This is a genomic window from Stenotrophomonas sp. GD03877, assembly GCF_029840555.1.
Lineage (GTDB): Bacteria > Pseudomonadota > Gammaproteobacteria > Xanthomonadales > Xanthomonadaceae > Stenotrophomonas > Stenotrophomonas geniculata.
The window spans coordinates 52,332-62,076 of sequence record NZ_JAOCCT010000033.1 but is presented as its reverse complement, the minus strand read 5'-3'; the positions used below and the strand labels follow the sequence as shown (position 1 = coordinate 62,076).

At 62.3% G+C, this 9,745-nt stretch carries 7 protein-coding genes and 3 tRNA genes; 2 read left to right on the top strand and 8 right to left on the bottom strand.

The features are described 5' to 3' along the window. Nucleotides 1-130: 130 nt before the first annotated feature. Entirely contained in the window at nucleotides 131-271 is a 141-nt protein-coding gene (locus tag N5D20_RS20155; RefSeq protein WP_010486087.1) for a hypothetical protein, read from the bottom strand. A 182-nt stretch (nucleotides 272-453) separates the two neighbouring features. Here N5D20_RS20155 and N5D20_RS20150 point away from each other — a divergent pair, with 182 nt between their 5' ends. Beyond that, nucleotides 454-786 (top strand): hypothetical protein, encoded by a 333-nt coding sequence (locus N5D20_RS20150; RefSeq protein WP_197578857.1) that lies wholly within the window; start codon nucleotides 454-456, stop codon nucleotides 784-786. 98 nt (nucleotides 787-884) lie between these two features. Here the strand turns inward: N5D20_RS20150 and N5D20_RS20145 are convergent. The 3 genes from N5D20_RS20145 to uvrB form a co-directional block, all read right to left on the bottom strand. Further along, a tRNA-Val gene (locus tag N5D20_RS20145) sits at nucleotides 885-959 on the bottom strand. 98 nt (nucleotides 960-1,057) lie between these two features. Then, nucleotides 1,058-1,132 (bottom strand) — tRNA-Val (locus N5D20_RS20140). A 107-nt stretch (nucleotides 1,133-1,239) separates the two neighbouring features. Next, complete coding sequence (uvrB, locus tag N5D20_RS20135; protein WP_057503595.1) at nucleotides 1,240-3,264, bottom strand: excinuclease ABC subunit UvrB; 2,025 nt, start codon at nucleotides 3,262-3,264, stop codon at nucleotides 1,240-1,242. 128 nt (nucleotides 3,265-3,392) lie between these two features. On the opposite strand from uvrB, the gene N5D20_RS20130 reads away from it, so the two are divergent. Further along, nucleotides 3,393-3,917: a GspH/FimT family pseudopilin gene (locus tag N5D20_RS20130; RefSeq protein WP_049436555.1), complete on the top strand. Its 525-nt coding sequence runs from the start codon at nucleotides 3,393-3,395 to the stop codon at nucleotides 3,915-3,917. Between the two features lie 60 nt (nucleotides 3,918-3,977). Here N5D20_RS20130 and N5D20_RS20125 read toward each other — a convergent pair. The 4 genes from N5D20_RS20125 to N5D20_RS20110 all read right to left on the bottom strand — a co-directional run bounded on the left by N5D20_RS20125 (nucleotide 3,978) and on the right by N5D20_RS20110 (nucleotide 9,744). Continuing rightward, nucleotides 3,978-4,054: transfer RNA gene (locus tag N5D20_RS20125), tRNA-Asn, on the bottom strand. Nucleotides 4,055-4,127: 73 nt separating this feature from the next. After that, nucleotides 4,128-4,541: a type IV pilin protein gene (locus N5D20_RS20120; RefSeq protein ID WP_100051476.1), complete on the bottom strand. Its 414-nt coding sequence runs from the start codon at nucleotides 4,539-4,541 to the stop codon at nucleotides 4,128-4,130. 23 nt (nucleotides 4,542-4,564) lie between these two features. Continuing rightward, on the bottom strand, nucleotides 4,565-9,256 hold the full coding sequence (locus tag N5D20_RS20115) for a PilC/PilY family type IV pilus protein (protein ID WP_197578856.1): 4,692 nt from the start codon (nucleotides 9,254-9,256) through the stop codon (nucleotides 4,565-4,567). Next, nucleotides 9,253-9,744 (bottom strand): PilX N-terminal domain-containing pilus assembly protein, encoded by a 492-nt coding sequence (locus N5D20_RS20110; protein ID WP_099559616.1) that lies wholly within the window; start codon nucleotides 9,742-9,744, stop codon nucleotides 9,253-9,255. Before N5D20_RS20110 ends, N5D20_RS20115 begins: the two co-directional genes overlap by 4 nt. Nucleotide 9,745 lies beyond the last annotated feature (1 nt).

The window sequence follows — 9,745 nt, the reverse complement described above, 5'->3', positions numbered from 1 at the left end:
GCAGGAACTTGAGATGGGCGAAGCAACCGCAAAGGAACATCGCCAGGCCACCCTGCGCAGCCTGCGCCAGGCCTTCAGCGCCTGAGCGCAGGCCAGCAACGCTGCCGGTGCTGCAGAGCAGCGGGAAGACTCAGCGGAACGTGGTCCACGCCAGCACTGCCGCCAGCAGGGCCACCCAGATCACCGCCTTGAAGGTACCCTCCAGCATGTTGCCGCCGAACAGCAGCTCGAGGATGGGATTGGGCCGGGAAACCGGAACGTGATCGCTCATGCGGCAGCTCCTTGCAGTGACGGCGCGATTGCGCGGTAGACCGAAGTCTACGCCTGCATGGCCCGGATTCATCGCCCCCCGGCCGTCTTTGGCGGCTCAATTCCGGCCTTCGTCGCAGACCGGCTGCAGCACCCCACATGTCATGCCAGCCTGCGTGCACTTTCCCGCTGGAGCACCGTGCCATGCCGATGCTTGCCCTGATGCTGCTGCTCTCCAGCCTGTTCGGCGCTGGCAACGAACCCTCTGAAGAGGCCCTTCGCAGCCAGATCCTGATTGCCGAAACCCAGCAGCCGGAAGCCGTACGACAGGATTGCGGTTCGCCCTCCCTGCTGCTTTACCGGCTGCGCCAGGACCGGGTCCTGAGGCTGGCCAACCAGCCTCTGCAACGCGAACCCGCCGATGCCCAGCCCACGCGTGGTGCGACGGTTCGCGTTGCCCAGCTCTGGGAGCGCGTGGACGGCCACTGGAAGTTGCAGCGGATGATCAGCGTCGAAGACCTGGCCGTGCAACGCTGACCATGTGGAACCATGGTCGACGCCTAAAACGAAAAAAGCCGGCCCAGGGCCGGCTTCCATCGTGATCCACCGCTGCACCGGCAATACCGGGAGCCAGGTGGTGGGCGGTACAGGGTTCGAACCTGTGACCCCTACCATGTCAAGGTAGTGCTCTACCGCTGAGCTAACCGCCCATCTTGTTCTTGCCGCCCGAGAGCTGGCCTTGCTACGTAAAAACCCGGCGCCGGGGCCGGGCTTTGCATTTCACGACAGCCTCCTTCCGGAGACTTCGTGGTGGGCGGTACAGGGTTCGAACCTGTGACCCCTACCATGTCAAGGTAGTGCTCTACCGCTGAGCTAACCGCCCGTTTTTGCTTCTGAACGTCCGCGATTGCGTCGGTGCAGGCCGCGTATATTACGGATGCCGGCCGTGAAGCGCAACACTTTTGTGAAGATGCTGCTGCACCGCCGCGTTCAGCCCAGACTCGCCTCCTTCAGCTGCCGGATCTGATCACGCACGCGGGCGGCATCCTCGAACTCCAGGTTCTTGGCGTGCTGGTACATCTGCTGTTCCAGCGCCTTGAGACGGGACGCCAGCTGGGCCGGGCTGAGCGACCGATAGTCACTCCCCTCCTCGGCAACGCCGGGCCTGCCTTTGCCCTTGCCCTTCTTTGCTTCCTTCTCGGCGGCGTCCGAACGCGCACCTTCCAGCACGTCGACGATCGGGCGCGCCACCGAGCGCGGCACGATGCCGTGCTCCTCGTTGTACTCGACCTGTTTGGCGCGACGGCGGTCGGTCTCATCGATCGCGGCCTGCATCGAACGGGTGATCTTGTCCGCATACAGGATCGCCTTGCCGCGCACGTTGCGCGCGGCACGGCCGATGGTCTGGATCAGCGAACCGGTCGAGCGCAGGAAGCCCTCCTTGTCGGCATCCAGGATCGCCACCAGCGACACTTCCGGCATGTCCAGGCCTTCGCGCAGTAGATTGATGCCCACCAGCACGTCGAACTTGCCCAGGCGCAGGTCGCGGATGATCTCCACGCGCTCGACCGTATCCACATCCGAGTGCAGGTAGCGCACGCGGATGCCGTGCTCGGTCAGGTACTCGGTGAGGTTCTCGGCCATGCGCTTGGTCAGCGTCGTGACCAGCACCCGGTCACCGGCCTTGATGCGCGCGTTGGCCTCGCTCATCAGGTCATCGACCTGGGTACCGACCGGACGGATCTCCACCACCGGATCGATCAGGCCGGTCGGGCGCACCACCAGTTCGGTGATCTCGTCACCCGCCTCGCGGTACTCGTACGGGCCTGGCGTAGCGGACACGTAGATGCTGCGCGGGCAGCGCTCTTCCCACTCCTCGAAGCGCAGCGGCCGGTTGTCCAGCGCCGAGGGCAGCCGGAACCCGAATTCGACCAGCGTCTCCTTGCGCGAACGGTCGCCCTTGAACATGGCACCGATCTGCGGAATGGTCACGTGCGATTCGTCGATCACCAGCAGCGCGTCGGCCGGCAGGTAGTCGAACAGGGTCGGCGGCGGCTCGCCGGCGTTCTTGCCGGTCAGGTGCCGGGAATAGTTCTCGATGCCGTTGCAGAAGCCGACCTCGGCCATCATTTCCAGGTCGAACTGGGTGCGCTGCGCCAGGCGCTGCGCTTCGACCAGCTTGTTCTGCGCGTACAGCTGCTCCAGCCGCTCCTTCAACTCGACCTTGATCGTCTCGATCGCTGCCAGCACACGCTCGCGCGTGGTGGCGTAGTGGGTCTTCGGGTAGACCGTGAAGCGCTGCATGTTGCGCAGCGTCTCGCCGGTGAGCGGGTCGAACAGGGTGATCTTCTCGACCTCGCCATCAAACAGTTCCAGGCGCAGGGCTTCGCTGTCCGACTCCGCCGGGAACACGTCGATCACTTCACCTCGCACGCGGAACGTACCGCGCTGCAGCTCATACTCATTGCGCGTGTACTGCAGCTGGGTGAGGTGGTTGATCAGGTCGCGCTGGTCGATGCGCTCGCCCTTGGACAGGATCAGGCGCAACGACAGGTAGTCTTCCGGCGCGCCCAGGCCGTAGATCGCCGATACCGTCGCCACCACGATCGCGTCCGGGCGCGACAGCAGGGTCTTGGTCGCCGCCAGTCGCATCTGCTCGATGTGCTCGTTGATCGAACTGTCCTTCTCGATGAAGGTGTCCGACGACGGCACGTAGGCTTCCGGCTGGTAGTAGTCGTAATAGCTGACGAAATACTCGACCGCGTTGTGCGGGAAGAACGCCTTGAACTCGCCATACAGCTGCGCCGCCAGCGTCTTGTTCGGCGCCATGATCAGCGTCGGCTTCTGCACGTTCTGGATGACGTTGGCGATGGTGTAGGTCTTGCCCGAACCGGTGACGCCCAGCAGGGTCTGCTTGGCGATGCCCGCTTCGAAGTTGCTGGTCAGCTTTGCGATGGCATCAGGCTGGTCGCCCGCCGGCGAATACGGCGAGACGAGTTCAAAACGGTCGCTCATGGTGTTGCCAGTTCCCGGGAAGGGTGAGTATACGGGGCAAGCGGTGACGGCCAGCTGAGGGGTTTCCGGGCAGGCAGCCGCGGCGTTGGCCGATGGTGAATGCGCGAGCACGGAACGAGGCTGGAGGCATGTCCCTTCATCTTCGCCCTGCCCGGCTCCACCGCGGCCTCCATCTGATCGAGCTGCTGATCGCTGTCATGGTGCTGTCGGTCCTGCTGGCTTTGGCGTGGGGCCCCTGGCAACGCACGCTGCGGCACTTCCAGGCGGAAACGCTGCGCGCCGAACTGGTCGCCAGCCTGTCGATGGCACGCAACGCCGCCATCACCGAACGCCGCCGCGTGACGGTCTGCGGTTCGTCGGATGGCCTGAGGTGTGACCAGGCATGGAGCCAGGGCTGGCGGGTGCAGGTCGAACCGGCCAACAGCGCGACCGGCGCCGCAAGGGAACTCCGCGTACACAGGGCACGCCGGCGTCATGTCGACCTGCGCACCAGCGATCATCGGCCCGACATACGGTTCCGGCCCGACGGCCGCAATGCAGGCACCAACCAGTCCATCGTGCTGTGCATGAATGGACAGGAGCACAGCCGCGTCATCATCAGCGTCCCGGGACGGGTCAGGAGCCAGCGCCCGCGCAGTCCCACCCCGTGCTGAAAACTGAAATGCCATCGCGGAAACGAAAAAAGCCGCGATTTCTCGCGGCTTTTTCGAATCTGGCGCCCGAAGTTGGACTCGAACCAACGACCCCCTGATTAACAGTCAAGTGCTCTAACCGGCTGAGCTATTCGGGCGGGGTGCGCATTTTAGCCAGCGTTCACAGGGGAGTGCAAGCCTTTTCTGCAATGTGGCGAAACGGCCCGCCCTTCACCAGCATCCGGGGCCCTTGCTGGCATTCGGCGTCTTTCGTCCGGCCTGATCAAGGCTCAATGTGCCGCAGTCGTCCTTCTTCTGGATCTCTGTCGGCGCCGCCTGCAGGGTGAAAGTAGTGCCATTCGGCGTCCCCACGTAGGAGAGCGTATATCGAGCGGTGCCGTCACGCGGTGATTGCGAGAACGGCAGCGTCATGCCCGCGTAGGTGTTCTCCACGGTATGCCGCCGCTCCAGCATTTGCGCCAGCTCGACCAGATCGGCCTTGGCCTGGGCACGATTGGCCTTGCGCACATAGGCCTGGTAGGAAGGCAACGCGATGGCAGCGAGAATGGCAACCACGGCCACGGTGATCATCAGCTCGATCAGGGTGAAGCCGGCGGCGGTTCGACGCCTGCTGTACACATGCATGGGCAACCTCGATATCGGATTCATCAACGGATCTGCCGCCACGATTGCCGCCCGCAGGGCCGAGGCATGTAAAGCGGATCGGCGCCGGCCGCACGCAGCACGAACGTACACTGGCTGGCCTGCAGCATCTTGTCGACCGTGCACCCCGTGTCGCCAGGTTTGCACGGCGTAAGCTTGGGCACAAAGATGTTGGTGTCCTTCACTGGCGGCCCTTGGCTGAGGTCACCCTTCTTGGTCAGGGCGACACCACCGCAGTTGCCGGTGCACAGCGCTTCTCCGCCGATGGTTGGGCTCAGGCCGGACATCTGGCCGCCACCGGTCAGCAGATTGAGACCGTACAGCCAGTTCACGCCACCGCCGCTGCCGCAAATGGCGGTACCCGGCACATAGGACGTGAAGAACACGATGCCGTTCTGCACACGGGGGTTGCCGACGAAGCGTTCGCCTTCGACTGCCGATCCGGCCTGCAGGTCGACATACCAGCCGCGGGCCGAACCGTAGTTCACCGCCTTGCGGGTGACATCACGCAATTGATAGCCGCTGGCCGATGTACCGGTAGTGATCACCTGCTGTACCAGGTTGTCGCGCGTACCAACCGCACTGGCGAGGTTGTCCCAGATGCCATACAGCGACTGCACTGGCGAGGTGCTGCTGACCGCATTGTCATCGGCGGCGAAGTACTGCCCGGTACCGAAGAACAGACTGATACCGCCGCCCGGACCCGTGCTGATCTCGATGCCGCTCATGATCGGCTGCGGGCTGTTGTTGCGCGTAGCGGTGAACAGCGGAGTTCCAGACAGGGCGATGTTCCAATTGGTCGGATCGGTGCTGGAAAGATCAAATTTCCAGATATTGCCCTGCATGTCACCGCCATACACAGTGTCGGTGATGCCGTCATTGTTCTTCAACGCCACCGTGGCAATGTTGATCAGGCCATTGCGTGCCGCGTACTTCGCACCTACCGGTGAAAGCCGCTTGAGCACCTTGCCGGTCTGGATATCGACCACGAACAGCGCTGCCTTGCCGCTGGTGGAGTTGACGCCATTGCCGAAGATCGCGACGAAACGCGGCGCAGCATTTGCATCGGCGCCCTTCACCGCCACCACAGCCGGCTTGCCCAGCACGAACCCGAGATCCGACTCCGTCTTGCCCGAGACTTCCCACAACACACTCGATGCACCGAACGCGGCCGGATCGCTGACATTCAGCGCGAACACGGAGCCATTGCCTACGCTCGCCGCATTGGGTGCCTTGCTGGAGCCACCACCGCCTGTAGTGCCCACCAGCACCGTGTTCCAGGCATCCCCGTAGTAGACGTCGGACGACGTCAGTGGGCCATCCACATAGTAGCGATGCCCATACTTGGGATTGGCCAGCTCAGCGATGTGCTGCATCGCAGCCGAGGGAATGAAGGCCAGTTCTTCGGTACCGCCAGATGCCCCATTCGAACCGTTGAAACCATGCACCATGCCGTCATTGGCGCCAACATAGATCATCGTCGGCGGCCCCGAGGTCGCACGCTTCGCTTTCAGGAAGGCATCATAAGACGTGCCCAGCGTCGCCTTCCACTTGACTGTCGACTGCCTCGCCCAACTTGCATAGCCGAAGTCATCCGTTTTGGAGACGATCTCGGTTGTGGAATTGACGATGTCACCCAACGGCGATGTGCGCGAACGCAGGCCACTCACCGCTGCACCCCGCAGATAGTTGACCAGATTGGTCGAGGTCATCTTGCCGAACCAGGCAGGAATCGAGTCGCTGAATCCCAACGCAGACAGCTTCGCCCGCTCATCGGTGCCCGGCAGATTGGTGGCCAGGAACTCGGTCGCGTTGACCGGGGTCACCGTGCCATCGGATGCAGTACTGGTAGGGGACGTCGCCATGTAGATGCGGCGCGTGGCACTGCCGATGCTGCTGGACGCCTTCCACAGCACGGCACCATCCGCACCCTGGCCGTCGACCTGGGTGGCGATGACATCACCGGTCCAGTCCACGGTGCCAGAGGGCACACTGTAATGGGACGATACGGTGAAAGAGTTGGTCGAAATGCGCGCGCCACTGCCGCTGCCACCGACCGGCGCATCACCTTCCGCTGCACTGTTGAAGATCGCCTCCAGCGCCTCCTTCAGCTTGGTCGGATTGCGTGCCAGGAAGTAGTTGTCCGGCACCCCTGGCTTCTTGCTGTCCCACTTCTTACCGGCCGGGACACCGTACTTGGCGGCATACCACAGCGGGCTCTGCAGCTGGCCCGCCGCAGTGGTAGAGGCCTTGTACTTGATGACCACCGGCTTTTGCCAATCGTCGCGGAAGTTGTTTGAGCTGGTCAGCACAGAGCCATTGCTGTTGCCCGGACGCAGCGCCAGACGCTGCACGGTGCTGGAGGCATTCGAGCCGGTGATCGTGTACCCGGTCAACATTGCGTTGCCAGCGTAGGCCGACAGGTTCTCAATTCGGACGAGTACTTCATCCTCTTCAACCTTGCCGGCCAGAGTCGTACCGATCCAACTCTCCACTTTATTCTTTACTACGGTTGTGTAGTTGCACAGCCGCGTATTGCCCGCAGCACTGTTGCTCACCTTCGCATCAGCACGCCAACAGATGTCATTGAAATCCCCGGTATCATTGCACGCCGCGCCTACGCAGTAGCTCAGCATGGCAACGACGTCGTTGTCATGGTCATTGCCCCACAGGGAGTCTTCCCACACCAGCGAGAAGCTGCCGGACTTCGCATCTGTCCGGTAGGGACGGCCATAGACCAGCTTCCCGCCGGTGTCGTTGGCCTGCTTGGTGCCAATGCCGACCGAGCCCAGGAAGCAACTGCGCCAGCCAGCGCTTGTTGCCGTTGCGCCGCCGGTGTTATTCGCCTGGCAGAGCGGGGCCAGTCCGATCTTGCTGTTGCCCACCGCAATTTCGAACTGCGGGAGATTTTCCGCCATGGCAACGGCGTAGGTGGTGGCGGTGACCTTGTACGTGCTTGGCTTGTTCTGCACGTTGGGACGCAGATCAGTCTCCGCGGCCGCCTTGGCCAGCCCCGCCATCAGGAAGCTGCCTTCCATGGAGGGAATGTCCGGGCAGATGCCGCGCGCCTTGCTGAGGCTACCGATTGTCTGCCCTTGGCAGATATCGCTGTGTGTATCAAGTGAGGTGTATCGCGGCGTATCACCCACGCGACCGATCATGTAGCTCTTGCCAGCGATTCCTTCGGCCGTGCCGACTGCATCCGTCGCGGAAACCGCAGACGCAAGGCCGGTCACGGAACCGACGTTGTCACTGTCGAAGGACGGCAGGCCCGACGATAGCACCAGGATATTGCAGGTCGCGCAATAGGAGTTGCCACCCTCTGCAGGCAGGCGATAGGGATCCTTCCAGCTGATATTGGTCGGCAGGCCGCTGAGATCTCCGCTGTCGCTATAGACCTTGGAACCCGCAGTGATGTAGCGCAGCGCTTCAGCATACATTTCCGCCAACGGATTGCCCCAGGCACTGCACTTCTGGCCTCCGGTCCCCGGATCGGTCAGATTGCCATTTCCCTTCTGGTCCTGGCGATTGAGAATGCCGTAGGTGTTGCAGTCATTCCAGTTGTTGGACCAGTTCCAGTTGTCCAGACGGAAGCTTGAAATCGCGTTGATCACGCCCTCATCGTCGGCCTTGGCGTTTCCCGTCAGATTCAGGTAGCAGAACTGCCCCGTAGACAGGTCGATTTCATCGCCCGTGCCGCAGAACTTCGTACCATTGCCCGCGATCTTGCCGATGTTCCGGCGCAGGACGCCACCATCTCGTGGATTGGCGTAGGTTCCCGTGACAAGTCCAAAGCGCAGGCGCCCGCTTTCACCGTAGGTCTGCAGCAACCCGGCCGGCTTGAAACGGTCGGTGATGCCATCGTTGTATTTGCGGCAGAAACTCTCACGCACCGTTGAACTGGCATCACACACCTCGACACGTACGGTGTAGTCCGGGACCGAGGTCGAGCGGGGAATGTCTGCGTAGCCATCGGCGTTGCTGGCTCGTCCGGTATCGCACTGATTGCTGGCAGTCGATGCCCACTCGGTAAATGAACCTTCTGCCACGCGCATCAAAGGCGCACCTTTATCCGAACGCGTTACGCTGCAGAAGCTGAAAGCCGTCCCGCTTCCAGGAAGGTTGGCGAACTCGCGAAGATTCGATCCACTGTAGACCTTGACCCACGCATGCAGATCGCTGGGGATCGGCGCCCGCTCCAACACCGTCTTTTCCTTCGTATCGGTGAAGCGCTGGCCGCCGTACAGAACGTAGCGCATCACATCCAGGCGACTCATCGTCACCCAGTTGAGGAAGTTGCCCGACCACGCGCCGCTGCAGCTGTGCTTGTTGGCGCCCTTTGCCTCTGCACTGGCCTTGAAGACACCACTGTTGTACGAGTAGCAGAGGTTGTAGTCGAAGTAGCCTGAGTAATCGAACTTGTCCTGGTAAGTGGTATCCAGCACCCCATCCCCGTCAAGGTCGCTGTAATCGCTGTACGCCTTGTTGAACAGCTGCTCGTCGCGCGACATCACCATCATCATCAATGGCGGCTGGCTCTGCTTGCTGTACAGCGGCTCCTGCGCGATGTCGTAGTCACCAAGCGCGGCCTGCAGCGGAATGATCAACGCGGCAAGACCGGCAAGCGCAGCAACACCCACACCGGCCCGCAGCCAGGTGGAGGAACGAAGTCGAAGGAAACGGCGCTCGCTGTTCATGGGATGAAGATCGTGTCGATGACCGCACTGGCGGACGCATTGGAGGGATCGTCACTGGCAAGCGCCGTGACCTGGTAGATGTTCCCGGTTTCTTCGTTCTGTCGGCCGCCGGTGCGCCGGCTGGACGCTGCAAAGCACTTGTCGATGCGACGCGTGTAGGTGGACTTAGTTTCACTGAGACCATCGGCCCACGTCTGCGGATCGTAGGAGGGACTGCATTCCTCCTGGTTGGCCTTGAAGATGCCCCCGTCAGCCAGTGCCTTCTCGATGGATTTCTCGGTTTGCCGGGCGTCGGCCTCAGCGTTCTGGAATGCAACGTTGCTGCGCAGATAATTAGCGGCCATGCGTTCCTGCATGCTCGTGACCTGCATGCCGGCGATGCCCAGCAGGGCCATCAGCACCAGCATGATCAGCACGACATACAGCACCGCGCCGCGCTGGGAGCGCGGTGAATGCAGAGAGTGGCGGCGGGCGGGATGGGTACGCATG